This is a genomic window from Actinotignum urinale DSM 15805, from assembly GCF_000420445.1.
In the GTDB taxonomy this organism is placed as follows: Bacteria; Actinomycetota; Actinomycetes; order Actinomycetales; family Actinomycetaceae; genus Actinotignum; species Actinotignum urinale.
This window is the reverse complement of record NZ_ATUY01000012.1, coordinates 1-26,323: the sequence shown is the minus strand read 5'-3', so window position 1 is coordinate 26,323 and position 26,323 is coordinate 1. Positions and strand designations below refer to the sequence as shown.

General features: G+C 51.5%; 19 protein-coding genes, 1 tRNA gene, 2 rRNA genes and 1 pseudogene. 3 read left to right on the top strand and 20 right to left on the bottom strand.

What is annotated here, in order from left to right; genetic code table 11:
• Nucleotides 1–126: 126 nt before the first annotated feature.
• Nucleotides 127–276 (bottom strand): hypothetical protein, encoded by a 150-nt coding sequence (locus G445_RS11570; protein ID WP_156825585.1) that lies wholly within the window; start codon nt 274–276, stop codon nt 127–129.
• A 99-nt stretch (nt 277–375) separates the two neighbouring features.
• Between G445_RS11570 and G445_RS0107905 the strand changes: the two genes are divergently transcribed.
• The gene (locus G445_RS0107905; protein WP_022866999.1) at nt 376–1,311 is read left to right on the top strand and encodes an acyl-CoA thioesterase; all 936 of its coding nucleotides are present in this window, start codon (nt 376–378) and stop codon (nt 1,309–1,311) included.
• A gap of 131 nt (nt 1,312–1,442) precedes the next feature.
• On the opposite strand, the gene ettA is transcribed toward G445_RS0107905, so the two are convergent.
• From ettA to G445_RS10405, 4 genes are all read right to left on the bottom strand, one after another.
• Entirely contained in the window at nt 1,443–3,122 is a 1,680-nt protein-coding gene (ettA, locus tag G445_RS0107900) for an energy-dependent translational throttle protein EttA (protein ID WP_022866998.1), read from the bottom strand.
• Nucleotides 3,123–3,404: 282 nt separating this feature from the next.
• Entirely contained in the window at nt 3,405–4,034 is a 630-nt protein-coding gene (locus G445_RS0107895) for a single-stranded DNA-binding protein (RefSeq protein WP_022866997.1), read from the bottom strand.
• Between the two features lie 83 nt (nt 4,035–4,117).
• Nucleotides 4,118–5,830 carry a GTP-binding protein gene (locus tag G445_RS0107890; protein ID WP_022866996.1) on the bottom strand — a complete coding sequence of 571 codons (1,713 nt, stop codon included), beginning with the start codon at nt 5,828–5,830 and terminating at the stop codon, nt 4,118–4,120.
• Nucleotides 5,831–5,838: 8 nt separating this feature from the next.
• Nucleotides 5,839–7,383 carry a GTPase gene (locus G445_RS10405; protein ID WP_022866995.1) on the bottom strand — a complete coding sequence of 515 codons (1,545 nt, stop codon included), beginning with the start codon at nt 7,381–7,383 and terminating at the stop codon, nt 5,839–5,841.
• Between the two features lie 174 nt (nt 7,384–7,557).
• On the opposite strand from G445_RS10405, the gene G445_RS0107880 reads away from it, so the two are divergent.
• Nucleotides 7,558–7,630: transfer RNA gene (locus tag G445_RS0107880), tRNA-Arg, on the top strand.
• A gap of 201 nt (nt 7,631–7,831) precedes the next feature.
• Here G445_RS0107880 and G445_RS0107875 read toward each other — a convergent pair.
• From G445_RS0107875 to G445_RS10965, 12 genes and pseudogenes are all read right to left on the bottom strand, one after another.
• Nucleotides 7,832–8,116, bottom strand: a complete 285-nt coding sequence (locus tag G445_RS0107875; RefSeq protein ID WP_022866994.1) for a type II toxin-antitoxin system RelE family toxin — start codon at nt 8,114–8,116, stop codon at nt 7,832–7,834.
• Nucleotides 8,106–8,345 carry a type II toxin-antitoxin system RelB family antitoxin gene (gene relB, locus G445_RS0107870; protein WP_022866993.1) on the bottom strand — a complete coding sequence of 80 codons (240 nt, stop codon included), beginning with the start codon at nt 8,343–8,345 and terminating at the stop codon, nt 8,106–8,108. The genes G445_RS0107875 and relB overlap by 11 nt, the downstream gene beginning before the upstream one ends.
• Before the next feature lie 381 nt (nt 8,346–8,726).
• Complete coding sequence (locus tag G445_RS10985; protein WP_051127043.1) at nt 8,727–9,050, bottom strand: hypothetical protein; 324 nt, start codon at nt 9,048–9,050, stop codon at nt 8,727–8,729.
• A gap of 3 nt (nt 9,051–9,053) precedes the next feature.
• A pseudogene (locus G445_RS10980) lies at nt 9,054–9,440 on the bottom strand (shikimate dehydrogenase family protein); the annotation flags it as partial.
• Between the two features lie 389 nt (nt 9,441–9,829).
• On the bottom strand, nt 9,830–10,858 hold the full coding sequence (gene ilvC / locus G445_RS0107860; RefSeq protein WP_022866992.1) for a ketol-acid reductoisomerase: 1,029 nt from the start codon (nt 10,856–10,858) through the stop codon (nt 9,830–9,832).
• Nucleotides 10,859–11,062: 204 nt separating this feature from the next.
• Nucleotides 11,063–11,641 carry an acetolactate synthase small subunit gene (ilvN, locus tag G445_RS0107855; protein ID WP_022866991.1) on the bottom strand — a complete coding sequence of 193 codons (579 nt, stop codon included), beginning with the start codon at nt 11,639–11,641 and terminating at the stop codon, nt 11,063–11,065.
• Nucleotides 11,642–11,667: 26 nt separating this feature from the next.
• The gene (locus G445_RS10395) at nt 11,668–13,479 is read right to left on the bottom strand and encodes an acetolactate synthase large subunit (RefSeq protein ID WP_022866990.1); all 1,812 of its coding nucleotides are present in this window, start codon (nt 13,477–13,479) and stop codon (nt 11,668–11,670) included.
• Nucleotides 13,480–13,785: 306 nt separating this feature from the next.
• Complete coding sequence (locus tag G445_RS10975; RefSeq protein ID WP_022866989.1) at nt 13,786–14,952, bottom strand: ABC transporter ATP-binding protein; 1,167 nt, start codon at nt 14,950–14,952, stop codon at nt 13,786–13,788.
• A 25-nt stretch (nt 14,953–14,977) separates the two neighbouring features.
• Nucleotides 14,978–16,057, bottom strand: a complete 1,080-nt coding sequence (locus G445_RS0107840; protein WP_022866988.1) for a FecCD family ABC transporter permease — start codon at nt 16,055–16,057, stop codon at nt 14,978–14,980.
• Complete coding sequence (locus G445_RS10380) at nt 16,054–18,039, bottom strand: amino acid ABC transporter ATP-binding/permease protein (RefSeq protein WP_022866987.1); 1,986 nt, start codon at nt 18,037–18,039, stop codon at nt 16,054–16,056. Before G445_RS10380 ends, G445_RS0107840 begins: the two co-directional genes overlap by 4 nt.
• Nucleotides 18,026–19,972, bottom strand: a complete 1,947-nt coding sequence (locus tag G445_RS10970; protein ID WP_084676533.1) for an ATP-binding cassette domain-containing protein — start codon at nt 19,970–19,972, stop codon at nt 18,026–18,028. Before G445_RS10970 ends, G445_RS10380 begins: the two co-directional genes overlap by 14 nt.
• A 136-nt stretch (nt 19,973–20,108) precedes the next feature.
• Nucleotides 20,109–21,299, bottom strand: coding sequence for a heme/hemin ABC transporter substrate-binding protein (locus G445_RS10965; RefSeq protein ID WP_051127041.1), 1,191 nt, complete (start codon nt 21,297–21,299; stop codon nt 20,109–20,111).
• Nucleotides 21,300–21,625: 326 nt separating this feature from the next.
• Between G445_RS10965 and G445_RS10355 the strand changes: the two genes are divergently transcribed.
• Entirely contained in the window at nt 21,626–23,368 is a 1,743-nt protein-coding gene (locus tag G445_RS10355; RefSeq protein WP_022866984.1) for a threonine/serine exporter family protein, read from the top strand.
• 243 nt (nt 23,369–23,611) lie between these two features.
• Here G445_RS10355 and G445_RS0107815 read toward each other — a convergent pair whose 3' ends face one another.
• From G445_RS0107815 to G445_RS11815, 3 genes are all read right to left on the bottom strand, one after another.
• Nucleotides 23,612–25,288: an MFS transporter gene (locus G445_RS0107815; protein WP_022866983.1), complete on the bottom strand. Its 1,677-nt coding sequence runs from the start codon at nt 25,286–25,288 to the stop codon at nt 23,612–23,614.
• Between the two features lie 567 nt (nt 25,289–25,855).
• A 5S ribosomal RNA gene (rrf, locus tag G445_RS0107805) occupies nt 25,856–25,972 on the bottom strand.
• A 245-nt stretch (nt 25,973–26,217) separates the two neighbouring features.
• Nucleotides 26,218–26,323, bottom strand: a 23S ribosomal RNA gene (locus tag G445_RS11815); the annotation flags it as partial.

Sequence of the window (26,323 nt, the reverse complement as noted above, 5' to 3'; positions counted from 1 at the left end):
TAGATTTTTCCGTTCGCCACCCGCGCCAGTTTCCGTTCGCAACCAGCAGTAATTTTGTGTTTGTAACCGGAGCGAGTTTCTATTCGTAACCGCCAATATTTTTGTGTTTGTAACCGGAGCGAGTTTCTATTCGTAACCGCCAATATTTTTGTGTTCACAACAGGCTCTACTTTTGTGTTCACAACTGCCACTAACTTTGTGTTGACAGTAGGCGCGTTTTTTACTTTTTGTCATCGCCATTTTTTCTTTTTTGCCGCCTGAGAACTTTTCTTTCATCGACGACCACCACAAACACACATTTGTTTTGGCAAATATGTACACTTCTGAGCACTCGACTACAATAGAGAGAAGATAGCTACTTGCAAAGGGGCAACAATGGATTCAACTAATCGCGTAGATATTCCTAAAACGTACACGGAACCGCTGGCATCGATTCTCAATAACCTACGCCTTGAAAGAATTCAGCCCGGGTTGTACCGCGGAGATAATCTTGTTCAAGTCACGGGGCGAGTTTATGGGGGTCAAGTTTTTGGGCAGGCAACTGTTGCCGCCGCTGATCACGTGAAGCGCACCTTGGATATCGACGACGATGAACGGCTTTGCCATTCCATGACGGCAGCTTTTTTGAGGCCGGGACGCCTTGACGCTCCCCTGCTTTTCCATGTCGAACAAACGAATGACGGCCATTCTTTCTCCACGCGCACCGTTCACGCCATTCAGGACGACAACGTTATTTTTTCGGCACGTATTTCTTTCCAGCTCCGCCAACCTAGCGTGAGCTTGGGGCTCACTCAGCCTGAGGTGACGGGTCCAGATAATTTGCGTTCATCTGTTGATTATTTTGCGTCGATGGATCACTGGTGGGCAAAAAATATGTCCTCAACTAACGCGATTGATATGCGGTGGGTTGAGGGTGATATTTATACAAAACCCGATCCTGTGCGTAGGCCACATCAATATTTATGGCTTAAAAGCCGTTCAGCAATGCCGGAGGGAACCTCGCGAACAGTTCAGCGTGCGGTTCTTGGGTATTCTGCCGACCAGTTCATGTTAGAACCGGCGATGCGTGCGATGGGTTTGCATTGGATGAGTCGTAATATTAGCGTGGCAACCTTGGATCATGAAATTTGGTGGCATCGTAATTTCGATATGTCCGACTGGATTCTTGCAGATATGACCTGCCTTTCAGCACAAAACGGGCGCGCTCTATGTACCGCATCCTTCTTCCAAAATGGCAAACATATTGCGACGATGAACCAGGAAGGCATGGTTCGTTTTAAGCACCTGTCAAGTTCCGTACCCACAGAATAAGAAAGCCGTTTATCACGCTCACATGAGATTATTGCCTTCGGAACACGCTTATGCCGGTATCTCGGAACCCATGTAGCTATTCGTTCGAGATACCGGCATAAGCGTGAGATAATTCCGGATTAGGTTAATTCCTATCGGGTGAGGCGTCGATGAGCGCCCGCGCCGGGCGTCAATGCTGCTTCACCTAGGCGTTCCGCCTTGTTCTTTTCGTAGCCTTCGAAGTTTCCTTCATACCAGTACCATTGTGATGGATCTTCTTCCGTGCCTTCCCAGGCAAGAATATGGGTGGCGACTCGATCAAGGAACCAGCGATCGTGTGTAATAACCACCGCACAACCTGGGAATTGCAGGAGAGCGTTTTCCAAAGATCCGAGGGTTTCGACGTCCAAATCGTTGGTCGGTTCGTCGAGAAGAAGAAGGTTTCCGCCCTGCTTGAGTGTTAAAGCGAGATTCAAACGGTTGCGTTCACCACCGGAAAGAATACCGGCTTTCTTCTGCTGATCTGGGCCTTTGAAGCCGAATGCGGAAACATAGGCACGCGACGGCATTTCGACGTTTCCAACCTGAATGTAATCTAAACCGTCAGAAACAACTTCCCACAACGGCATTTCTGGATCAATACCTTCACGGTTCTGATCAACATAGGAAATTTTTACGGTTTCACCGATTTTCAGTTCGCCACCGTCGAGTTTTTCCATACCAACAATTGTTTTGAACAGGGTTGATTTACCAACACCGTTAGGCCCGATGATTCCCACAATGCCGTTGCGTGGCAAGGAGAAGGAAAGGTTGTCGATAAGAACACGCTCCCCAAAACCTTTCTTGATGTTTTTACCTTCAAGGACAAGGTTTCCAAGGCGAGGCCCGGGTGGAATCTGGATTTCTTCAAAATCAAGCTTACGGGTACGTTCGGCTTCTGCCGCCATTTCTTCGTAGCGTTCCAAACGCGCCTTGGATTTCGCCTGACGTCCTTTTGCTGAGGAGCGAACCCATTCGAGTTCTTCCTTCAGGCGCTTTGCTAGTTTAGCGTCTTTCTTACCCTGAACTTCCAAACGATCCTTTTTGGTTTCCAAATAGGTCGAGTAGTTGCCTTCATAGGGGTACAGGCGCCCGCGATCAACTTCAGCAATCCACTGCGCCATGTTATCCAGGAAGTAACGATCGTGGGTGACCGCAATAACGGCACCTTCGTAACTTTGCAGATGCTTTTCGAGCCACAACACGGATTCTGCATCCAGGTGGTTCGTAGGTTCGTCGAGAAGAAGCAAATCTGGTGCTTCCAAAAGGAGACGGCACAGTGCAACACGGCGGCGTTCCCCACCGGAAAGAACATTCACGGGCATGTCTCCGGGAGGGCAACGCAAAGCTTCCATTGCTTGCCCAAGCTGGGAATCCAAATCCCACGCATTAGCCGCATCAATTTCGGTTTGGAGTTTACCCATTTCGTCCATGAGTTTATCGAAATCGGCATCTGGATCAGCCATTTCTTCACCGATTTGGTTGAAACGGTGAAGTTTGTCAATCATGTCCTTACGTCCAAGTTGAACGTTTTCCAATACGGTTTTATCCTCATCGAGAGGTGGTTCCTGCAGGAGAATACCCACCGTATATCCCGGACTCAACCGTGCTTCACCATTCGATGCTTCATCCAAGCCCGCCATGATTTTCAAAATCGTGGACTTACCGGCACCGTTGGGGCCAACCATACCGATTTTCGCCCCCGGGAAGAACGCCATGGTAACGTCATCGAGAATTGTTTTATCCCCCACGCGCTTGGACGCATGGATCATTTGATAAATGAATTCAGCCACTTATTTATCCCGCCTTAAAATTATCGTTTACGGCGCTTTATAGCGGTTTTCCGCTTGCCAACCTAACTAATCCTACCTGGTTGGGCACGTATTGTCAGTTGAGAAAATAACCTCACATCTTCACGTGTTTCCGCTTGCGCAGTGTAACCATATGCACGACGTAACCACACACATTTCCGCCTCCACAGCGTAACCACATGCGCGACGTAACCACACACGCATTATAGTCACATGCGTAGCCACACCATGAACGTATGTGCATTATCGGGAATCACAACCCAATCACGCGGGAACCTTATCGTCAAAGTGTTCCCATTCGTTGCGGCAAACCACAGCGTTACCGTCAAAAGGGGGCTGATCTCCACCTTCCTCCGCTGCGGCTTGCGAACTCATCGCACTGCCTGCGCCCGAGCTCCCACCGGCCTTCCCGGCTTCAAACACACCAGCCGATTTCGATTCACCATTCCCAGCACCGCCAGAACCAGTACCTGCGCCAGAACCAGCCACGCCACCGGAAACAGTAGCGCCATCACTCGCAACCTTCGGTTGCTTCACCCGCACAAAATGCGCTTCCCCGGTGTTGAGATCGATTCCCACAGAATCAACGGCAAGCGTTAGTCGCGTATTTGTTTGCCCGTTATCCCCCACCCAGGTGCGCTCCGTCAGTTTCCCGCGCGCCAACAGCGGAGTTCCCGTTTTTACGCTCGCTGCCATATTCGTCGCCAAACTGCCCCGTGCCCGCAGGGAATACCACACGGTTTGCCCTTCTTCGTAACTTTGCGACGTCGGGGAAAAATATGAGGAAGTCACCCCAACGTTCACGGTTGCCGTCCGGCTCCCGTCCTTATTGTTATACAGCGTTACCGCCGACCCAGCAAAACCCCGAATTGTTACGATTGTATCGTTTGCCATTGCGCATCCTTTCGCTCTGTTTCTTGCTTACAAGGCATATCTTTAGGATGCACGACGAATGAGTTCCGTGTTTCCGTCGTCCCTCAATCTGTGGATAACGCAGAAACCTCACCATCTTGTGGATAACTTTTATCCCCAAGCAACTCGTGACGAACGTTCATATAGTCGCCCTGGATTTTTTGTACTGGAACAAGAAGATTTTCCGTAACAACATGATTGACAGCGTCGCGTGCGGATTGGATGTATGCAACACGTGCCGTACGTCTAGCGCGCACACGTAACGCACGCGCCCAGAGACCGCCACACAACAGCATCGCACAGCCCACCATCCAGAACAGCCATTGCATCTGGAGACTAACGAAGAAAGGCAGAGCACAGAGCACGCACGCAACACACACAAAAATCAAAAGAACAGCAAAGCTACCCGTGTCAGAAACCCGCGGAATATCAACCTTTGCCAGGGCTTTACCCGTCTCCCGTCGTAAAATTTCGGGACTGGGAATAGCATCGTCAACGCCTTTCACCCACGAATCGGGCATCCCGCGCCCAGCTTTCACAACCCACGCAGAGCGCAAAGCCGTCGTTACAGAAATCGCCGGTGGCTGAGGTTTAGGGAGAACTTTGGAGGCCGAACCGCCTTCAACAAGCGCCTCGGCAACTGCCGGCACACCCGCTGCATCATACAGTTCTTCCGAAATTTGCTGAACATAGTCGGCAGAAATATCCTGTGCTGGTTGCGAATAGGCATGCCCCACGCCCCGTTTGATATCTTTCAACTCCAACGTGGCCGTCACCGATGCGCTATCTTCTTTGCGTCCCGCGCTTTCAAGATACTCCCACAACTGTGGTAGCCCCTCCTCGGTTAAGGCGGAGACTTTCAGTACGGGAATGTCCCCAATGCCGTCGGCGACCAGCAACTTATGAACATCTTCCGCCACCAAATCGACACTGGATTCGGGAAGCGTATCGATTTGGTTCAGAACCGCAACCATGCGATTCTTACGAGTTTTCATGTTTTCAATATAGCTGGAGTGAATCAAATCATCGGCGTATTTTTGCGGATCGAACACCCACACCAAAACATCCACCTGCGGCAAAATCGAATCCACCAAAAGACTATTTTCAAAAGCAATCGAATCGTGATCGGGAAGATCCAACAGAATAGTGTGGTTCACGTCGTAATCAACCGTGCGCAGGATAGTATCCGCGATAACGGTATTCCGCGTAGAAATACCCATTGTGCGCAGGACCTCTTTGGCGCCCTCGTCCCACACGCACGCGCTTACCTCCATACTTGTTGGTCGAATATCGCCCACCTGAGCGAAATTCCAGCCCACAATCTTGTTAAATAACGAGGATTTTCCAGAACCCGTGCCACCTACGAGTGCCACAACCGTGTAGCCGCTCCCCGCTTGGGCGCGTTCGCGAAGTTTTTCTACATCTTTTGTGGCACGATCCAGAATGTAGGGGCTGAAATGCTCGGAATGTTTGTCCAATGTCGTTAAGAACGACGCGACCTCTTCTTCGTTCCAAGCGGTTGGGTTGCTCGCTTTTTTCGGAGTTACGACGGACGGCTCGTTCTTCTCGCCTGTTTCGTGAGCAACGTCAGTTTCACGAGCGTCGCCAGTTTCGTTACCACCCGCTTCATGAACACCAGTTTCGCGCCCGTCGGCGACACTTTCACCATCAACCGCACGTCGATCCGACACGTGACGTTTTTCGTCGTCCATTGTGTGAGAATCCTCAGCAACACGGCGCACCCTACGCCACGCACGTTTCCCTCGCTGTTCTTTCATCTTTCCACCTAAAACCGATCTTTAAAATCAACGGCGCGCAACCGCAAGGTTCGCCCGCTCCCGAGCGGCACATCTACCAATTGTTCACAATACGTATCCACAACACGACCACACGCCTCTGCGCATCGTTGCGCAAGATTGCTTCGAGCCATTTCCAGCGCCGCATCCGAGCACAAAGCCACCGCAATTTTCACGGCGCCCGCAACGCCTCCCGCGCCAGCACCTAAAACGGACGCCATTCCCGCCGCACCAAACCAACCCTTGCCGTCCTTATTCGCAACAAGTGTTTTAATGTCGCCCATCCACGCACGTAACGCTTCGTGCGAAATTTCCTCAACATTAACGGCGTCCCGAGCGCGCGAGGCCAACTCCGGGACATTCACATCTTGTGTTGTCCACGCCTGGTAAATTTCTTGCACAAGAAGTTCGAGCGCCTGAGTGAGGGCCAGGTGAATCGCTGCACGAACCGAATCAAAAACAAGAGTTGCGGAGGTATCACGCCTAGCAAGCCCGCCCCTACGGCGGAATTTCGCGGATTTCGCCGGCTGTATATCCGCCAGCGGCCCGCCAGAACTCGCCACCGACAACCACGTGGTTGTGGGCGCACCGCTCCCGTACCCTCCCTGCTCGGCATGTTCCTGAAGTTTCGCCAACGTTTGCTCAGAAATATCGTGAACAATTTTTTTCAATTGTTCGACGGCAGATGCCTGCATATCCACAGCCTGGCTAATAATCTCAAGGTGTGTTGCCAAACGAGGCATCATGAGCGAGTTCGACCGCTGAATCAGGGCGTGCCCAAAATGCGAATTCGAAATTGAACAGAGCCAGCCGTAGGGTTCACGGATAATATCAGCCGGCAACAGACCCTCGGTTGGGCCATTATCCGAAACAACAAGAAGCGGGGCATCCTTCATTCCTTCCTGCCCCATTCTCTGCACAAGATCGCGACGCACAGTTTCCAGCGCACTATCGCGCACACGGTTCAAAACAATCGCAACAGTTAAGCCCCGGTTATACGCATCGAGCACAACACTCCACGCTATAGCGTCTCCGTAGCGGTTCGCCGTCGTCACAAATAACCACAAATCCGCGCAATCCAGCAACGTACGGGACAATGCGCGATTCTCTTCATCCACGGAATCCAAATCGGGTGCATCCACAAGAACGACCCCCGGGATAGCCGAATCGAGAACGTGGACGTCGCCTAATTCAAGAACTGCGTGCCCGGCCATGTGCGCGACATCGTCGGGATGCATGGCAATAACGGGTGTTCGAGTTGTTGGGCGAAGAACGGATGCGGGGGAAATCTCCTGCCCCACAAAAGAATTAAAAAGCGTGGATTTCCCTGCTCCCGAAGACCCCCCAAGGACGACGATAGCGGGGACTTCTGGGTTGCGTAAACGTGGAAGAACGCGGTTTTTTAATTGGGTAATAAGCTGCTGGGCTTGGGCGTTAATGTTTTGTGCGCCGGGGATATTGAGGGGCATGCGGGCGTTTTCGAGAGCCTCAATGGTTCTTTCGATGAGTGTTGAGAGGTTTCGCTTATCTTCCACGATTACTATTGTCGCTTATTCATTACGTTATGTCATACATCGGCGCGTTTTGCGCAACGGTGGGAGGTGTAATGGAGGTGGGAACTTTGGAAAGGCGCGATGGATGCACTACACAACGAAGTTTTTATTCACAGTGTACGAAAAATACGGTATATTTGTGTAGTTGCATTTTTAGCCCCCGTAGCTCAACGGATAGAGCGACAGACTTCTAATCTGCAGGTTGTGAGTTCGATTCTCGCCGGGGGCGCAGATTGTAAGTTTATTTCCAGCCAAGGGCGCAGATTGTAAATTAGATTCCCGCCAAAGGCGAAGGCTGCGAATTCGATCCCCGCCTTAATGTGTGAACATATTACGGCCGCAGAAGTCTATCAGAAAGAATTTGAACTAATTCCCAATTAACTTGGGAGCTACCCAAAGCAGTAGGGAAGTCTATCAGAAAGAATTTGAACTAATTCCCAACTTTGTGTCGGTAGATGTTTTTTCGGTGGTCGATGTCTACAGCGTAGATGGTTAATTCTTTGTCTTGTATGTTGCAAATGATTCGATAGTTTCCCACGCGGTAGCGCCATAAGCCTTTGAGGTTGCCTTGTAGGGCTTTTCCAGTGCTTCTGGGATTATCTATAAACTCGAGTTGTTTTAGGTAGCTCATAATGGCGTCAAAGGGTTTTTTGTCGAGTTTCAGCACCTGTTTTTCTGCTTTGCTGGACAACTTGACACGCCATTTAGCCTGCATATTTCGCTCGTACTTCATCAAGGGTATATGTGCGTGATTTTCCGGTACGAACGTCTTCTACTTCTTGAAGAATGTCCATTTCCCACATGAGTTGTTCTAGTCCGCGTTCGATGAGTTCCCGGACGTAAAAGCTTTTAGACCTGTTGGTTTTTTTCGCCAAAAGATCTAGCTGGTTTCCGGTTTCCGCGTTTATGCGTAGGTTTAGCGCTACTGTTCCTTGAGTACTCATGTAACAACTGTAACATGTGTATTACGAATTTTAAAGTCTATCAGAAGGAAATTGAACTAATTCCCAACACATACTCTTACGGTAATGATACTTTGTACAGTTTATCAGAGGAAAATGAACTAATTCCCAACCTCATCCCCACGTGCGTAGGAAAAATCAGAGCACTTTTGAGAAAAATTAACCCATTTAAAACAAGCACCTTGTAACAGCTTACGGTAAAGTTTATCAAAGGAAGTAATAAAGCAATCCCTTCCATCCACTAACTCACGTTTTTGCCTGCAAAAAACTCCCTTTAAACCGGTTCGGGGCCGAAACGCGCGCTTCGCTACGGCTTATTTTGCACACATTACGCAACAAAGCGCGCGTTTCTTTACATCACCTTTACTTCAAATCTTTGAAAACATCGCGCTTTACGTCGTCAATGGGCATGTCCACGCCGAACCAGATTTTTTCGCCGAGGGCGCCCTGGGCAACGAGCATTGTCAGGCCGGTGATCGGCGTCGCCCCAGCAGCTTCCGCGCGCCGTAGCAACTCGGTGATAACGGGAATGTAGGTCGTGTCAACAATCATTTGTCCCGGACGCATCCATTCCTGCTCGAGGTTGGACTGGTCGGCAAGATCGCCCATCCCTACGCGGGTTGCGTTCACAACGATGTCGGCTTCGCCCACCGTGGCCTTCAGAGCCTCCTTATCGGCTAAATCCACGAGCTAGATCGTCGCCCCGGTTTCTTCGGAAATGTGGGCGAGGTGCTTGCGTGTTGGCTCAAAGAATTGATCGTTTGCGTTGAAAACTTTGAGGTGTTTAACGCCTTTGATTGTGGCCTCCACAAACACGGCGGAACCTGCGCCTCCCGCGCCGAGGACAACCATTTTTGCACCCGGAAGGTCCACGCCTGTGGCCTCCAAAACTTCAAGCAGCCCCAGGCCGTCCGTGTTGTGCCCAATCATTTTGCCGTCTTTGAACTCCACGGTGTTCACGGCGCCCATGAGCGCGGCGGTGGGCGTGAGTTCGTCCAAATATTTCAGCGCGATTGTTTTGTATGGCATTGTCACGTTCGCACCCGCATAGCCGAGCGCCATCATTCCCCGGAGCGCAGCCTCGAAATCTTTTCCCTACTACTTGGGGTACGGAAGGCTAAAACTCACCCGTAAAAACCAACCCGTCACCAAGTTCGCTCACCAAGATCCGGCTTGCCTCTACCATGCACACGGGGCACCCACGCCAAGGGCGCAAAAAACGGGCGGGTAACTCGGAAGAGTTACCCGCCCGTTCGTTAAACATACGCCATTAGTGCTTCACACGGTTGAGTGTATGCGGGAAAGCCCCAGGTACTCACGGTGGCCGGCAGGCCTTGCGCGCTATTTAACGCACCTCCCGGCCATTAGCCTTCACTACCCGAATCAGCGCCAAAAGCCTTACATCGATTAGCAAGCCCGGCCACTAACCGCCAGCACCAGACTCAACAGCAAAAGCCTCGCGCTATTTAGCGAGCAGCCTGGCCGTCGACGTAATCGGCGTCCACATCAGTGTTCCATGCGAACATGGAACGAACTTCCCGCCCGGTCTTTTCGATCGGATGGTTCTGGTGTTCTTCACGGAACTTCTTGAATTCGGGTGCGCCGGCGCCCTGATCATCCATGAAGCGCTTAGCGAATGCGCCACTCTGGATATCTGCGAGAACTTCCTTCATGTTCTCCTTCACAACAGGTGTGATAACGCGCGGGCCGGAAACGTAATCGCCGTATTCTGCCGTGTCGGAGCAGGACCAGCGTTGCTTGGTGAGGCCACCTTCGTTGATGAGGTCAACGATGAGCTTCAATTCGTGGCAGACTTCGAAGTATGCCATTTCGGGCTGGTATCCGGCTTCCACGAGGGTTTCAAAACCGTAGGCAATAAGCTGGGAAACGCCACCGCAAAGAACGGTCTGTTCACCGAAGAGGTCGGTTTCTGTTTCTTCCTTGAAGGTCGTCTTAATGGCGCCTGCACGGGTACCGCCGATAGCGGCCGCGTATGCGAGGGCAATATCCCATGCCTGGCCGGAAGCATCCTGTTCCACGCACACGAGCACGGGAACGCCACGGCCTTCTTCGTACTGGCGACGAACGGTATGGCCCGGCCCCTTGGGGGCGACCATGCACACGTCGTGTCCCGCTGCCGGCTTAACATAACCGAAGTGAATGTTGAAACCGTGTGCGAAGAAAATAGCTGCGTTCGGCTTGAGGTTTGGTTCAATTTCGGACTTCCACAGTGTTGCCTGAGTCTGATCCGGAACGAGAATCATCACAACGTCCGCTTCCTTCACGGCATCCGCGACGGACTTAACGACGAGACCCTGTTCCTTTGCCTTTTCAACAGATTTGGAACCTTCGCGAAGGCCAACAACGACCTCCACACCGGAATCCCGCAGGTTGAGCGCGTGGGCATGTCCCTGCGAACCGTAACCAATAATGGCTACTTTCTTGTTCTGGATGAGGGACAAATCGGCATCTTTATCATGGAAGATTTCCGCCATGAGTTTCTCCTTTATTTGTTTGTTGGAAACTTTGTGAACTTTGTAAACTTGTTGATTTTATGAATTTGTAAGGTGGGCAAAAAACGTGCGCACCTCATTCGGCACCTCATCGGTTCTTAATCGAAACGCGAGGTTTTTCGTCGTAACACATCTGTGTTCCATTTGCGGCACGAGCCCGCACACGATACAAGCGTACTTATGCGCTTAACAGTCGGTATTTTCGTCCCATCCCTTCACGACGGGTTCGGCGAACTCGGCTCGTGTTGCTTCCATTTCCGCAGCGGCGCGCTCCGATAGTGAACGGGCTCCACGCGCGACGGCAACGGTTCCCGACTGCACAATTTCTTTGACCCCATAGGGATTCAACGCCGCCAGCAGTGCCTCGATTTTCTGTCGGCTTCCGGTCGCCTCAATGGTGAGGGCCTCGGGAACCATGTCTACCACGTGTGCGCGGAAAAGATCGGCAACTTGAAGCACGTTTGCGCGTGTTTCGTCGGTTGCGCGAACTTTAATCAAAATGAGTCTGCGGTGAACGGATTGAGCATCGGGAAGTTCGACGATTTTAATGACGTTGACCAGCTTGTTGAGCTGTTTTGTCACCTGTTCGAGGGGGTGCGCATCTCCGTCGACGACGAGGGTAATCCGGGAAAGAAGCGGATTTTCGGTTTGCCCCACGGCGAGGGAGTGGATGTTGAATGCGCGCCGTGCAAACAAGCCCGCAACACGGGTAAGGACGCCGGGCTTGTTTTCCACGAGCACGGACAGGGTGTAACGAGTTGACATGTTATTCCTCTCTTTAACTGTGCTCGTTATGCTTGATCTTCGCCTGCGACGGGACGTATTCCGCGGGCGTATTGGATTTCCGAATTGGATACGCCGGCTGGAACCATGGGCCACACTTCGGCATCTGGTGATGTTATGAAGTCGATAACCACCGGGCGGTCGTTAATACTCATCGCTTTTTCGATGGTGGCGTCCACGTCCTCCGCCTTGTCCACACGCCATGCTACGCAGTCGTATGACTCGGAGAGTTTGACGAAGTCTGGAATATAGTGCGGGGTCACGTCGCTATCGAGGTTGGTGAACGAGTAGCGTTCGTTGTAGAACAGGGTTTGCCATTGGCGAACCATGCCGAGGCTGGAGTTGTTAATAATGGCAACTTTAATGTTGATGCCGTTGAGACGGCATGTTGCCAGTTCTTGGTTTGTCATCTGGAAGGAGCCGTCGCCGTCAATAACCCACACGGTTTTTTCTGGCTTCCCGACTTTTGCTCCCATACCTGCGGGAATTCCGTAACCCATTGTTCCGGCACCGCCCGAGCTGAGGAACTGGTGGGGTTTTTCGAACTTAATGAACTGGGCTGCCCACATTTGGTGTTGGCCCACGCCGGTTACCCAAATAACGTCGTCGCTTCCCACGACTTCGCTGAGGCGTTCAATAACGTACTGGCCGGACATGAGCCCGTCCGTCGTTTCACCGTATCCGAGCGGGAATTTCTTTCGCAAACCGTTGAGGTACGCCCACCATTGTTCAAGGTCAGCTTCGCCGTATTGTTTTTGGGCGTTTTTCACTTCCTGTACAAGGATGGGAACCGTAAGTGCAAGATCGCCGACGATGGGTACGTCTGCCTCGCGGTTTTTACTGATTTCTGCCGGGTCGATATCGATGTGGACCACGCGCGCGTGGGGTGCGAAATCGTCAAGTTTTCCTGTCACGCGGTCGTCGAATCGGGCGCCAAGGCACACGATAAGATCGGAACGTTGCAACGCACCAACCGCCGGAACTGTTCCGTGCATGCCCGGCATTCCGAGGTTATTCGGATGCGAATCCGCCACGACTCCGCGCGCTGGGAGCGTTGTCACAACGGGTGCGTGTGTAATGTCGGAGAGATACGTAATCGCTTTGGAGACGTGTGCACGTGAGGCGCCACCACCAACGTAGAGAACCGGACGGGATGATGTGGCAATCAGGCGCGCTGCTTCGCGAACCTGGCGTGCGTTGGGACGTAACACCGGCTTGTATCCGGGCAAGTCCATCACGGGTGGCCACACAAATTCGATTTCTTCACCCTGTGCTGATTTTGCGACGTCCACAAGCACGGGCCCTGGGCGTCCCGTGGTTGCGATGTGGAAGGCTTCAGCAATACGTGCTGGAATATCTTTACCTTCTGTCACAAGAAAGGAGTGTTTGACCATGGGCATTGTTGCCCCCACAATATCGGCTTCCTGGAAGGCGTCGGTGCCAATTGCTGAGGCACCGACCTGTCCGGTGATGCACACAAGGGGGATGGAATCCATGTTGGCGTCTAGTAGCGGGGTGATAAGGTTTGTTGCGCCGGGCCCCGATGTTGCAATCATGACACCGGGCAGTCCGGTTGCGAGCGCGTATCCTTCTGCCGCATGCCCGCCACCTTGTTCATGGCGAACGAGGATATGGCGGAGTTGTTCTACATCGTAGAGCGGATCATAGGTGTGCAAAATTGCGCCACCTGGTAGACCGAAGGCAACTTTCACGCCCAATTCTTCGAGTGAACGAACAATTGCTTGTGCGCCCGTCATTCGTTCGCGAATCTGGGGGTGAGTTTCGTTCTCACCAGCATCGCTTTCGCGCTGTGTCGGCATGCGCCCTCCTTACGTATTCTTTTCGTCGCGTTATGTGGATTCTTGCGTTTTCGCAATCTTTTCCAAAAATATAGCCCCTCCATGTTGAGGGGCGCGCACTACGTGGTTGCCTCACGGCGGTAGTGCGCTACATAACGACGACGAGAATTTTTTCCATGTTTCATAGAGTACCTGAGCTTTGGGTGTAAGTGAAGTAAAAAATGATGAAATCTCACATTGTGGATTATGGTCTTATAGCGTGAGACTATTTACGGGGTTTCTGTTAGCTTATTTCAGCGTTTTATCGACGACGATTTTCGGTGCTTTTCAATGACTTTGTGGCAGAATCGCAATGTTTCCGTCGTAAAATTTTTCGACCCTGATGGGCCACTCATACACGTCACTGAGCCTCTCGCTTGTGAGCACTTGCATGGGATTCCCGCATGTTACTGTTTCTCCGTTTTTCATGAGGGTGATGCGGTGGCAGTATTGTGCCGCAAGTTGGATGTCGTGCATGATGGCGATAACCGTGTGCCCGCGTAGGGCGAGGGTGTGGGCGATGGACATAATGCGTTGTTGATGTGAGATGTCGAGCGCCGCGGTGGGTTCGTCAAGGAGAATAACGCGCGCATTTTGTGCAAGGACTCGCGCGAAGGTGACACGCGCCTGCTCGCCGCCGGAAAGGCGCATGACATCGCGATCCTCCGCATATTCGACGCCACTTGCTTTCAAAGCGGCGCTTACCGGGTCATTATCGTAACTAGGTGCGAGCGCATTCGTCTGATCATTATCGTCGTAACTAGCTTTACGATCGTTGTATCCTTTAACGTTTCCTATATTTAACGTGGCTGCGCTTTCACGGCCGTGCGTAGGCGCGTTTTCTCCGTTGCTTGCTGTGCTGTTTGCTGTGCTGTTTGCTGCGTTGTTTGTTGCACTGCTTGCAATATTGGTTGTTGTATTACTTGCTGTATTACTTGCTGTATTGCTTGCTGTGTTGCTTGCTACGTTGCTTTGCTCAGCGTTTATGTCATCCCATATGAATGGTTTTTCGGCAACGTCTGCACCCATGGCGACGACGTCGCGAACAAGATACGCGAAGGGAAATTCGCTACTTTGTGGCATGACGCTTCGTTGATGTTCGGGGTGTTTGTAGTGCGCGAGATTTTTCCCTGCGTAGGTAATTGTTCCCCGCTCCGGCTGGAGATCTCCAGCGATAAGGCGCAACAGTGTTGATTTTCCGGCTCCGTTGGGGCCGAGCACGCCAAGAATTTCACCTGGGAATACGTCAAGATCAACGCCACGAACTATCGGGGTGTTTCCGTAGGAAAAACACACATTACGCAATGCGAGTCCGTGTTTATTTTCGCCAACCTGCTCACTCACTTTTCCCCCAAACTGCTCGTTTTCGCCAAACCGCTCGCCCGCTTTTCCGTCAGACTGTACTTTTCCTCTATACTGCTCACTCACTTTTCCCTCCCCAAACTGCTCGCTCATTTTTTCTCCGTCGTTTTCTGCACTTTTATAGTCCTTGTCGCCCGCGTCGCAGGTTGCGTCGTAGAAGTATGAAGAAGGTCGGCCCGCCTACCAATGCAGTGAAGATCCCTATGGGCATTTCGCTGAAGGGGACGAGGGTGCGGGCTGCGAGGTCGGCGTAGGTAATGAGCACTGCCCCACCGAGGAATGATATGGGTATGAGCCATCGGTTGACGGGGCCGATGAGTAGGCGGATGACGTGCGGGACGATGAGTCCAACGAATCCGATAACTCCAGCGAAGGCTACGGCTGATGCGGTCAGGAGCGCGGTGAGGAGGATTGCCACTATTCTCAGTGCGTCTACGTTCACCCCGAGGTGTGTGGCTTCCCGTTCTCCGAGTGCGAGAATATCGAGTTTTTTTGAGATGACGACGGAAAAGGCGGTTCCTATGACGGTTGCGAGGGTAACGAGTCCTACGCTTTGCCAATTTGCCCCGGCGAGTGAACCCATTTGCCAGAAGATGATGTGGTCGCGGGCGTTGGTGTCTGCTATGTATATGGCGATGGATGTGAGGGCGCTTCCGACGGCTGTGACGGCGATTCCTGTCAGGACGAGTGTGAGTGATTCGGCGCGACCGTCATTTTTGGCGAGGAGGTAGACGAGTAGGCAGGCAATAAGGCCGAAAATAAAGGCAAATATGGGGACAAGTGCTCCGCCTAAAATGGTTGGGAAAAAGACAATGGCGAGAGCGGCTCCCATGGCACTTCCTGTGGAAACGCCGATGATTCCCGGCTCCGCTAGGGGGTTGGAGAACATGGCTTGCATAAGTGCCCCGGCAACTGCGAGGCTACCGCCTACCACTATTCCGAGGGCTATACGCGGGAAACGTATTGCCCATAATGCCGCCATGGCGTTGTCTTGGTTGGGCGGTTCTGTTAGCCCAAAACCTGCCACGAAGCCACGCAGAACTGTGGAAATACTAAGAGGGAATTGTCCAAGGTGTGCGGAAACGAGCGCTCCTCCTACCAGGAGGATTGTGAGCATCACGAGGGTGAGGCTTCGCCTGTAGGCGCGCCTCTGCATTCCGGTTGTGGCGTGATGCTTGTTCATGGGTTCAATGTTCACGCGCTTTGATTTTCCCCGGTTGTGGCGCTATCTTTCGCTAGCGCATCGCCATTTTCCGACACTGTACTGCCACTTTCCCCTTGTGCGTCGCCATTTTCCCCTACAACGTCATCATTTTCTGCAACTGTGGTGTCATTTTCCGCTTGTGCGTCGCCACTTTCCGTCACTGCGTCGTCGTTTCCCTCTGTCTCGGCATTATTCTCTTCCGTTTGTGTGGCTAACTGGTTGTTAGCTCCCTGGAATATGCGTCCTTTGTCGAGGGTGATAACGGCTTCTGCTTCGTCGGCGATATTGTGCCGGTGGGTTACTTCAATAATGGTGAGTCCTGGCATTTCTTCACGCAGGCGTTCGCGGATTTCTTCTTCTGTGTCGATGTCGAGCGCTGCCGCCCATTCGTCGAGAATAAGTATGGCTGGGCGCATGAGCAATGCTCGTGCGAGACACAATCGCGCCACTTGTCCCCCGCTGAGTGCATATCCTGCGGGTTGCCCATGTTGGGGTTTGCCTCCAACTTTTGTGTCGAGTCCTTCAGGCATATTTTGAACGTCTTGATCCATGGAGACGATATGTAATGCGTGTTCTAGTTCTTCGTCGGTGGCGTCTGGTGCGCCGAGGCGAAGGTTGTATGCAATGCTGGCGTTAATAAGATCGTTTTTTTGTGCGACGGCGCAGACTCGGCGATATAGTGAATTTCGCTGTATGTCGGTTAATGGTATCCCGTCGATGCTTATCTTTCCGGTATCGGGGTCTGCATAGCGTTGGATGAGGTGCAGAAGTGTTGATTTTCCGCATCCGGAATGCCCTGTGATGACGGTGTAGCTTCCTTCGGGAATTGTAAGGCTGATGCCCTTCAATACTTGTGAACCGTGCGGATATGCGTAGGTGATGTTGTCGATGTCGATACTCAGCCCGGTTTTTTCTGTCGGTAGTGTTTTTTCTCCGTCTTTTAAGTTGTCGTCATGTGTGCATATGTGATGCAGGCGTGTTACGGCCGCGATGGACACGTGCAGGGCGCTTGCCACAGTTTCAACGTCGCTTGGGCCTGACCATAGGCGTAACATTCCGACTGCGCAGGCTATTGTTAATGCGCCAAAATGTATGGCGTAGCGTCCGTCGTGTGTTTGGAGGGCCTGGCTGAAAAGGGTGTAGTATTGCTCGGTTCCGACCCATATTATCCATGCTGTTGCGCTGAGCATGGCGAATAGGTTGAGCGCTCGCCTTAGCGCCGTATAGATTCGTGCGGGTTTCGCGACTGCCATAACGCTATCGCTCAGTTCGTCGGTTTCTTTCAAGCGTTTTTCTTGGGCGCCGTAGGTGAGAACGTCGGGTATTCCGTAGAGGGTGTCGGTCAGGTGTTGGTTGAGTTTTCTTCTCTGTTCAAGTTCTCGTGTTGTTGCTTTTTGGGAGGAACGCGCACCTATCCATGGGATAACCACGAGCGCTAATAGTGCGCTGATTGCTGGCACTATCATGGCTTTCCATCCTATGAGGAACCCTCCTGTTATGATGCCGAGGGGTGTGAGGATATATGCGCAGACGAATGGGGCGAAGGTGTGTGCGTAGAGGACTTCTATTCGGTCGATATCTTTGGTGAGGGTTGTTAGGAGTTCCCCGGTTTTTGATTGTGCGACGATTCCTGGCGCTTTGGGCCAGAGTTTTGAGAATGCGTGGGTTCGCAGGAGTTCTAGTGCTTTGAAGGCGACGTAGTGTCCTGTGAATTGTTCGTAGTATCTGAGTATTGCTTTAAGTATGGCGAGGAGGACAATGATTCCTACTAACCCCCATGCTGAATATCTGTTTAATGCTATAAACAGCGCGTAGGCGATGGTTCCGAAGAGGAGTATGTCGCTTATGGTTGCTAGGGCTCTGCAGATGGTGGAGATGAGTAGGGGGCGGTGTACCGGGCGCGTAATGGATCGTATCCACTGCAACTGGCTACGTAATGTCGGCATGTTTTGCGCCTCTGTTTTATTTGTTGTCATCTGTTTTCACCTCTTTTATGTATCCCCTGTCCATGTAGTAGAAGTGTTGTCCGAGGTGTGCGAGGGAAGGCCTGTGTGTCACGATAATGAGGGTGTGTGTTGCCGAGAGTTCTTTGAGTGATTCAATAATTGCTTCTTGTGATTCGCTGTCAACTTGGGATGTTGGTTCGTCGCAGATGAGAATGTTGCGTTTCGAAAGGATGGCTCGCGCGATGCTGATGCGTTGTGCTTGCCCGCCGGATATAAGTCCCGAGTTTTCACCGATGTAGGTATCGAGTCCGCATTGCATTTGCTTAATGTCTGTGTCGATTCGTGCTTTTTTCAGGGCTTGCCACATTTCTTCTTCTGTTGCGCGTGGTGCGGCAATGCGTAGGTTGTCCGCAATAGTCCCTGTAAACATCCATGTTTTTTGTTCGACGACGGCAACGCGCTTTCTAATGTTTTCGGGTGTTTTTTCGTTGCGGTTTCCCTCAAAAACGAGAGTTCCGGCCCGGGGTGCGAGTCTGCCACTAAGGATACCTAAGAGTGTTGTTTTCCCCGCTCCGCTTGCCCCGGTGATAATAACGTTTTCTCCGGCGTTAATGGTGAGGTTAATATTCGTCAGTGCGTTTCCGCGTCCATAATCAATGCTAATATCGTTTAACTTATATAGCGTTTCGTGTGCGTTGCTATCCGCTTGTTCCTGACCTTCGTTTTCCTCGTCATGGAATTTTTCCTCTTCGGGTTCTCTTAAATCGGATTCCCCGCTCGATCCGCTATCTTGCGGGTGTGAGGCCTGTTCATCGTCGTGTATTTTCTCGACGGCGTCCGCACTCCCCGCAACGCCAACTTCCTCAAGCTCTCCTTCCCCGGAAACAAACTCTTCAGAAGCGCTCTGCGCAACGATGCCTTCCTCAGAAACACTCCCCGCAACGCCAACTTCCTCAACACCAGCGCTCTTAACAGCAACTGCTTCGACCGCAGATTCCCTCACACCAGAATCTCGAACACCGGAATGATTGTCTTTCGGGTGTGAAGGTGTTTTTTCTGTGTTCATGTAGCGGTTGATTGCTTTTTGCGCTGCTCGCCCGCCCATGCCGATATAGAAAAATCCTGATACTTGGGTGAGGGGTTCGAGGAGGAGAACTACCAGGAGTGCAATGGCGACTACTTGGGCAACATTCAGGTAGTCGATTCGCAGAATCGTGAGGGCGGTTGTGAGTGCAAGAAGAAGTAGACCGAATACGCCTTCAATCACGATAATAACAACCTGGTTTGCTGCCAATAATTTCATAATGGCTGTGCGGTTATTTTCTCCGCGCCGCGCCAGTTCTTTTTCGACACGCTGCCCGGCGCCACTTAAGCGAATGATACTCATATTTCTCAGCGCATCAATATAGCTTTCTGAGAGTTGTGCACGGCGCTTGCGCGACTCTCCGGAACTTTTGCGCACAAACTTCATGAAGATGTATAAACATGCCGGGATAAGCAGGTATCCAATAAGCGCACCTAAACCGATAACACTATCAATGCTCGTGGCTATTCCGAGTGTGAGGAGAATGGGGAATGTAACCGAACCTATTGCCGTGCCTAGGTACGCTTGCCTATATGTGGTGACTCGCTCCGCGCTATCTGTCAGGAGGGGAAGCAATCTGGCCGGTGTCTGACTTTGTGTTGACCCATGTAGGTTGAGGGCGTATGTTCGAGCGAGTAGCTCGTGGCGAAGAGCTCGTTCTTCGCCACGAGCCCCGTTTTCATTCATCACTGTTTCTACAAATGCAATAATAACGGCAAGGGCTATGCACATAAGTGCGGTAAGGATGACTGTCATTCTTTGATTAGTTCCGACGCCAAAGAGGAAGCTCAGCATACTGAAGGTTGTCGCCATGAAGCACAGGTAGGAGATTCTCCATCCTGCCGATCTTATAATTGATATTTTTTCGTTACGTTCCATGTGTGGCTTCTTCACTCATTAACCCAACTCGCCATCTAGCTAACTCTTCATTGCGCCACGGCGCAACTTTCTAACTCACTACCCGATCCATCTCGACAATACTCACAATTCTTTACTTACTCTATTTTCTTCCACCCTATTTATATAACGCTTTTCCTATTGCGCGGATAACATCTGCGCTTTGTGGCCCAAATGATAGGGAAATGTTATCTGGAATGGACACAATATTTTTTTCTTTGCCTGCTCGTGTTTGAGCAATTCCTGGCTGCTCAAGGAGTTTGTCAACTCCTCCGAGAGTTTTTAATCCTTGCGCCATCACAAAATAAACATCTGGGTTAACGGTTAATAGTGCTTCTTGGCTTGCTGGTTTCGATTCTACAATCCCTGCTTCACCTGCAACATCTTTACCACCGACTGCTGTAATAATGTCGCTCGCCCCGGCAGCTTTCCCCATAATGGTGAATATTTTTGCCTGAGGACGTATATTGAGGAAAACAATTTTTACTTGCGCGCCACCAGCTTGAGCACCCTTTGCCTGGCTATCCTTTGCTTGCGCACCCTTTACTTGCGAACCAGCAGCCTGAGCGCCTGGCTCCGAACCCTTCGCGCCCGAGCTAACCTCGTCCGAATCTTTCTCCTTCGCACCCGCACCGGCAACACCGGCACCCTGCGCCTTCGCAAGGACTTCTTTTTTCGCATCGGTTATATCTTTTTCAACAGTTTTCGCAAGTTTTTCGCCTTCGTCCCGCAATCCCACAGCATGTGCGACCGCCTCTATCCGCGCCGGAACCTCCTCAAAACTTATGGCCCGCTTCACATACACAACCGTAACTCCGGCTTTTTTTAACGATGCAAAAACCGCCTCTGTTCCACGCAATGTTCCGTCGGTTAACACAAGCGATGGTTTTAATGCCAAAATAGCTTCCACATTGAGGTTCGGCCCGCCCTTATTTATCTGCGTTGCGTGCGCGAGCCTAGCATCTGTATCCGACGCAGTTTTTCCCACAATATTCTTCCCCAGCCCAAGTTTCAGCAAAGTCTGAGAAATCGCGGAACTCATATCAATGGTGACAATCCTGGATACGTCCCGTACCTCCACTTTCTCACCTTTAGCATCCCGCACCTCCACGGGAAGAGCTGGCGAGGCAGGCGCTTCGGGAACCTCCATCTCAGGCACCTCCACCTCACGCAATCCGCTAAGGATGTTTGTCCCATGTTGCGTATTCGCCACATCTTTTTGCGACGACGAACTGTGCTGCACTATTGCACAACCCGCGAAAAAAAGCAGGGCTACCATTAGTGCAGAACACCTAGCAACGAATTTCATAGTTTCTCCTTTATCGGGACTTTTGCCACTAGGTATATTTTACAAAAAGACTCCCTCATTATTTTTTACTCGAACTCAAGGGGGCCTATAAACAAACCATCACACATGAGCGCACATAAACAAAACACCACACAAGGGCACTATTTTTATCTTCCAGCATCTTGGGCGAATACGAAAAGCTCCGCGGACACAACAATACAAAGCCGAGTAACGAAAACCTCAGCGAAACAGCAAAACAAAACCGAGTAACGAAAACCTACCTAACGAGAGTCCATCTAAAGATAAGAAACTCGCCTAACAAGAAGAGATAGGGGTAATCTTGCAGAGTGAGTACTTCAAGCAACCCCACCAACCCCACATATTCCGAGGCCCTTCAAGATTCAGGAAACCCCGCGGAAGTTGAAAATGTTAAAAATATCGCAACCCCACTACAATCCAATATCCCCGCATCGGAACAGCACGACCCTCGTCGTACACACAGTGTCTCTCAGTCACGCAACGTAACGCCACATCACGACGAAACACCACGCAACGTGGCACAAGACCAAGAACAAACCCCACGAACACGCCACGCCACACACCAAACCCGCGCTTCACACACCTTACACACCACACGCACCTTACACACCACCCACCCAAACCACGCCACACACCCCTCTCACGATTTTCACATTCCTCTCTCCCACCCCTCCCACGCAGAAAATGCCACCATTGAGGACACCCACGCCATGGCGCTCTCCCACAACCGACTCGCCTACCAATCTCACGTCATTTTGCGTCTCGGAACACTCCTGCTTGGCGCCGGCGCCTCGGCCTACCGCACAAAAGTCGCCATGCAACGCCTCGGGCACGCGGTCGGTGTGGACGCCGTGCACGTCTGCCAAACATACACCACGATTTCCATCACCTGCTACGCGGGCGGAACCTACCGCACAATGATTGCCGAGCAACGCACAATGGGCACAAACTCTGCCCGCATCGACGCCCTCAACCGCTTTGTCCTCAACCTTCCCTCGGCAATTCTCGTCGAAGATGCCAACGCCACCCTGGATGCTATCCTCGCCACACCTCCCCTTTACAAACGTTGGATGCTCCTCCTGGCGACCGGCCTTGCCTGCTCCGGTTTCTGTTTCCTCAATCATGGCGGTCTCGTCGAATGCGCAACCGTATTTTTTGCCTCGATGATTGGCCAGTTTCTTCGTCAACAGCTCACCGCGTGGCACTGCAATTCCGTGGGAGCATGGTTTATTTCCGGTGTCGTGTCCTCCTCGGCGTATTTGGGAATCGTTTTGGGGTACGGCGCGCTCACGCATGAGGTCACCCTGCACCAGGCGGGCGTCGTTTCCTCCCTCCTCTTCCTTATTCCCGGTTTCCCGCTTGTTACCGCCCTCTTGGACACGATTCGAGGCGACCTCACCTGCGGAATTATCCGCTTTAATTACGCCTTTATTCTCATGGCGAGTGCCGGCATGGCCGTCTGGCTCCCGACCTGGATTTTCCACGCGCATATCGCCCCCGTGGACGGCTATTCCATTACCGAACCGTGGCTTTTCGTGGCGCGTTGCCTGGCAACATTTGTAGCGTCGAGCGGTTTCGCCATGCTTTTCAGCGCCCCTTTGTCCGCCGCCCTACTCGCCGGCCTCAACGGCGCCATAATTAATTCGACCCGCCTCACGCTTCAAGACGCCGGACTTTACAACGTCATCGCCTGTGTGCTTGCCGCCACCTGCGTCGGAATTATCGCTTTTGTTTTCTCGCATTTTTCCAAGCATTCGCGAGTTTCCCTCTCGGTTCCCAGCGTCGTCGTCATGATTCCCGGAACCATGTTTTTCCGCGCGCTCGCCGCGATTAATGCCCACGACACCGTCGCCGCCATCGACCCCCTCTTTAATTGTTTCCTTGTCATTGTTGCCATTGGTGCGGGTCTCGCGGTTTCGCGCATGCTCACGGACCGAAATTGGCTTATTGAAACGCCCTCTACCGTCGTCCCCACTTTTGGAGACTCGCGTTCCACACTTACTCCCGACGTCATCGAACACGTAGAACACGCCAATTCCGAGAAGGAATAAGTTTTAAGGTGCAACTCCTATGAAAAATACTGTTCACGCACGTAACTGCAACTCAGAATAGCGTCCTCACATCTGCTTATGTCGCGTTTCGTTTTCACATTTTTTCACGACGACGAACCACTGTCGCCTTCCCTTATCGCTTTCTCTTCACAGTTCCGGGCGCAAAAAAGTGGGGTAACGGCTGGATAACCGCTACCCCACGAAGGTTATATTTTAATTGTGGTTTGTTCTACCTTTGAACCGTTAAGAGTTATATTTCTCAACGATCTGGCGTAGAACTTCAGGATTGACCTGTCCCACCTTATTCATGAGCATCTGGCGTTCAAGTTCTTCAAGATCCGCCAGGGACATGTGGGAGAGACGCTCAATAATAACCGCACGCTTGTCGTCCGGAGCCAACTGGGGCTTCGGTGCGGGAGATTCGGCAACACGGCCAAGATCCTTGCTTCCGCCACCCTTGGGAACCGTCATAACAACGGAAAGAATAGCGAGGATGAGGAAGATCAGGTTCACGCCGAGAGCAATCATAGCTGCGAGTCGGATATTAACATTGTCTTGGCGCCCTTGCTGTGCAATGAGCTCTGGAACTTTCATTCCCATGAGCGAGTAGTACACGGACAGGGAAACAGCCATACCGATAGCGCCACCGAGCGAGGATGCCATCTTGTAGATACCGGCACCGGCACCCGCCTGGTTTCCAGGAAGGCTGGACAGAGCGGCATCTGTGGACGGTGTTGCGTAGAACGCGAGACCGAGACCGAAGAGGCAGTAGGCAACAACGGCAAGAATCCTGTACTGGCCAATGAGCAGGTGCGTCATCATGAGAAGAATACATGCGACGGACACGATCAAGGAGCCCCAGATCATCGGCTTGCGTGGACCGAAACGCTGGAGGAGCTTTTCACCGACGCGGATGAAGGCGATAATGAAGACGCCGTAACCGATGGTGAGCAAGCCGGCATCCCAAGCCGTGTACAGTTCACCGCTAGCTTTGTGGCCTGCCATCACAATAACCTGCTGGGAAACAAGCAACATACCGATGGTTCCGTTGAGCAGGAAGTTGGAGATCGTTGCACCGGTGAACGTGGTGTTCTTGAAGAGGGCGAAATCGATGAATGGTGTCGCTTGCTTGCGTTCGTAAAGAACAAAGAGAACATAAGCGACAACGGCTGTTGCGGTAAGTGCAAGAGTTATTGGGCTACCCCAACCGAGCTTCGAACCGTAAAGGAACACAATCATCATTGCCAGTGTTCCAATAAGGAATACGAGGAGACCAACAAAATCGAACTTTGTCTTCTTACCCTTGTTCGGCGCATTTTCCGGGGTTCCGATAATCATGAGGAATGCGAGAACGGAAAGTGCGGCAGACAGGGAGTAAATTCCACGCCAACCGAGGTATTGCACAACTGCACCACCGAAGAGAGCTGAGAAGCCGGAGCCACCCCAGGAACCGATGGACCACATGGAAACAGCACGCTGACGTTGCGGGCCATCCCAGTAAGCCTTCACCAAAGCCATGGAGGCGGGCATAATGCATGCCGCTGCAAGACCCTGGAGAACACGGCCACCCATCATGAGGGGAAGGGCGAGCTTTCCGGCCGCAAAGACGATGAGAAGGGAACCGGCGCAGTTAAGAACGATACCTGCGAGAGTAACCTTCACACGACCAAATCGATCGGCAAGTCCACCGAAAAGAACGATGAAAAGACCAGAGAAGAGACCGGCAAGCGAAATTGCCAAGTTCATGGAGGCGGCATCAAGGTAAACAGTGCCGTCTTTCGGATTAATATCTGAAATGACCGCCGGGGCGACAACTCCCAAAGCTCCAGCGAAGAGCCAGAATGTCATAACTGCGAGAACGATGCCCCAAAGCAGTTTTTCGCTACCTTTGTAGCCTGTTTTTTCGAGTGCTTTCTGCATTTTCACTCCTTTCAAGATGAGAATACACTGATAATGTATCACCAAAAAAGGTTGTTTAAGAATAAAGACATGGCACTAGTCACAAAATAGATAATTTAAAAGATTCCATATTTGCAGTGTGCGGTTTTCGTTTCGCGAAATTGGCGGTTTATCAGGCGAAACTTATAGTCGTTGTGGAAACGAATCAATTGAACATCTGGCAAATTTTCAGAAAACAAAAAGTCGAACGTCTCACATTTCGAGAAAAAGGCTCGTATAAAACATACGAGCCTTAGAGCAGTTTTTATTTTGGAAATGATTTATGGTTATAGTCGTGGTTAAAACCAGTTATGTAGATACGATAGCAATCCAAGAAATGCTCCGATAGCAATCCCCTGCGAAAACTCGCCACTAGCTCTATTTATTTTTTAGAAAACCCTTGTGATTTGTCAGGAAGGTTGTCCTGCGGGGATTGTTTATTGACAATCTCAAGTTATCTGTGTTGTGTGGGTATGTGTGTGGGGAGTGTCGACGATAAACCGTTGTTTGGTTTTCGTGGACACTCCCCACACTGTATTAAGTTTTGATGGGTGGCAGTGACTTACTCTCCCACACCCTACCGAGTGCAGTACCATCAGCGTTAGTAGTCTTAGCTTCCGAGTTCGAAATGGTATCGGGCGTTACCCTACCACTATGACCACCACCCAAAACAATCGGGAAACAACCACACACACATATATATGTGTTTACTTGTTTGGTTGTTTTATACCCCGCACACACCACACACGACCCACACCCTCAAGGCAGGATCCGAGCTGTTCGGCCTGGTAGCCGGGAATCGTATAGTAGACGCGACACAACACTCTTGTTGCCCACACACACCTTAAAAGGTATGCCACATGTTTCATTGTTACCCATACCCACACACCACGACTAATACCATGATATGTGTTTTGTAGGCTATCGGTCATTAGTACCAGTCAACTCCACACCTCACAATGCTTCCATTTCCGGCCTATCAACCCGATAATCTCTCGGGGACCTCACCCAACAAAC

Coding starts and splice junctions, on each gene's coding strand:
- G445_RS10965 (WP_051127041.1), bottom strand. CDS start 21,299: ATGAAATTCGTTGCTAGGTGTTCTGCACTAATGGTAGCCCTGCTTTTT.
- ilvN (WP_022866991.1), bottom strand. CDS start 11,641: ATGTCAACTCGTTACACCCTGTCCGTGCTCGTGGAAAACAAGCCCGGC.
- ilvC (WP_022866992.1), bottom strand. CDS start 10,858: ATGGCGGAAATCTTCCATGATAAAGATGCCGATTTGTCCCTCATCCAG.
- G445_RS0107815 (WP_022866983.1), bottom strand. CDS start 25,288: ATGCAGAAAGCACTCGAAAAAACAGGCTACAAAGGTAGCGAAAAACTG.
- G445_RS0107875 (WP_022866994.1), bottom strand. CDS start 8,116: ATGCAGGCTAAATGGCGTGTCAAGTTGTCCAGCAAAGCAGAAAAACAG.
- G445_RS10380 (WP_022866987.1), bottom strand. CDS start 18,039: ATGACAACAAATAAAACAGAGGCGCAAAACATGCCGACATTACGTAGC.
- relB (WP_022866993.1), bottom strand. CDS start 8,345: ATGAGTACTCAAGGAACAGTAGCGCTAAACCTACGCATAAACGCGGAA.
- G445_RS11570 (WP_156825585.1), bottom strand. CDS start 276: ATGAAAGAAAAGTTCTCAGGCGGCAAAAAAGAAAAAATGGCGATGACA.
- G445_RS0107890 (WP_022866996.1), bottom strand. CDS start 5,830: ATGAAAGAACAGCGAGGGAAACGTGCGTGGCGTAGGGTGCGCCGTGTT.
- G445_RS0107905 (WP_022866999.1), top strand. CDS start 376: ATGGATTCAACTAATCGCGTAGATATTCCTAAAACGTACACGGAACCG.
- G445_RS10970 (WP_084676533.1), bottom strand. CDS start 19,972: ATGGAACGTAACGAAAAAATATCAATTATAAGATCGGCAGGATGGAGA.
- G445_RS10975 (WP_022866989.1), bottom strand. CDS start 14,952: ATGAGCGAGCAGTTTGGGGAGGGAAAAGTGAGTGAGCAGTATAGAGGA.
- G445_RS10395 (WP_022866990.1), bottom strand. CDS start 13,479: ATGCCGACACAGCGCGAAAGCGATGCTGGTGAGAACGAAACTCACCCC.
- G445_RS0107895 (WP_022866997.1), bottom strand. CDS start 4,034: ATGGCAAACGATACAATCGTAACAATTCGGGGTTTTGCTGGGTCGGCG.